The sequence below is a fragment of the Stenotrophomonas maltophilia group sp. Smal32 genome (assembly GCF_030237085.1).
GTDB classification, from domain to species: Bacteria; Pseudomonadota; Gammaproteobacteria; order Xanthomonadales; family Xanthomonadaceae; genus Stenotrophomonas; species Stenotrophomonas maltophilia_Q.
The window spans coordinates 1-1308 of the sequence record NZ_JASJSI010000216.1; the positions used below are offsets into that span (position 1 = coordinate 1).

Below are 1308 nucleotides of genomic sequence, written 5' to 3' on the forward strand. Positions count from 1 at the left end.
GGTTCTTCACCCAAGTCCGGGGAAGGCTGCACGGATTTTGAGGAAGAAATAGGCGTCGTCTCGGTATCCGTAGGCGACGCGCTTGATGACCTTGATCTTGTTGTTGATTCCCTCGACCAGATTCGTTCCAAGGGGCCATCGGCAATGAGCCAGGATGCCTGGCAGATAGGGCTGTAGGCGACGGACAAACGTTCGCAGGGGCTCCAGGCGGCTACGCAATGCGCGCTGTCGCCAGCTCTTCCACGCTTTTGCTGCCCAGGCCTGGCTACGGTAGCGCCAGAGCTGCTTCAAGTCGTCTTTCAGCACATAGCTCGTCAATAGGGCCTTGTTGGCAGCCAGCAGCTCCTTGAGCTTCACTCGTTGATCGGCCGGGACGTTCTGCCGGTTGCGCAGCAAGAGCCAGCGAGAGGTCTTCACCACACGCCGGGCAGGTTTGTCCTGACGCAGCCTGTTGGCTTCATCCACGCGGACCCGGTCGATGACCTCCCGACCGTATTTGGCCACCACATGAAACAGGTCGTAGACCACTTCGGCGTTTGGGCATTGGGCTTTCACTTCCAGGTCGAATGCCGAATTCATGTCCATAGCAACCGCCTGGATGCGTTCGCAGCCGTCCTTTCCGAGTAGCTCAAAGAAGGGACGTACGTCTGCGCGGCTGCGTCCTCGACCGACCCAAAGCACGCGCTTGCGTGATGGTTCGACCACCACCGTGGCGTAGCGATGCCCCTTTTGGATCGCAAACTCATCCATCGCGATCACCCGGACGTTCGATAGGTCCACCGGACCCAGCGTCCGCACCAGATGCCTGAAATCAAGCGCCTTGACCGTCTTCCAGTCCAGGCCATGCCACTTTGCGGTGGCATGGATGGAGGCCGTGGCACACATGCGTGCCACGCTCTGCGCCAGCCGTTGTGTTACCCGGGCATGTCGCTCCAGCCAATCCAGATGCTCAAGTTTTGGCCCGCAGCGAGGACAGGCCAGCCGCTGGCGCTGGACTTCCAGCTCGACCGGCTCATCGAACACGGGTAGATCACGGACCCGCCGGAGCGTCTGGTCATGGATGGCCACCACCCACTTGCCACATCCGCTACAGCGTCGGCGGCGGCGTGAATCAGGCAGCAGCGAAAGCACCAGCCAAGTGGCTCCTCCACGCGCCTCCCGGCGCCATCCATCCAGGCGATATCCCGCCCAGCATCCCAGCAACGGCATACAATCCAGCTTGGCCACGGCCGGCCCCAGTTTGTAGTCTCGACAACCACAATCTAGCGGGTCGGCCGTGAGCCTCTCCCCTCAGATGGGAGAAGAACC

General features: G+C 61.2%; 1 protein-coding gene. It reads right to left on the reverse strand.

Annotated elements, in window-relative coordinates:
• Nucleotides 1-6: 6 nt before the first annotated feature.
• Entirely contained in the window at nucleotides 7-1209 is a 1203-nt protein-coding gene (locus QRO91_RS22400) for an ISL3 family transposase (RefSeq protein WP_032958013.1), read from the reverse strand.
• Nucleotides 1210-1308 lie beyond the last annotated feature (99 nt).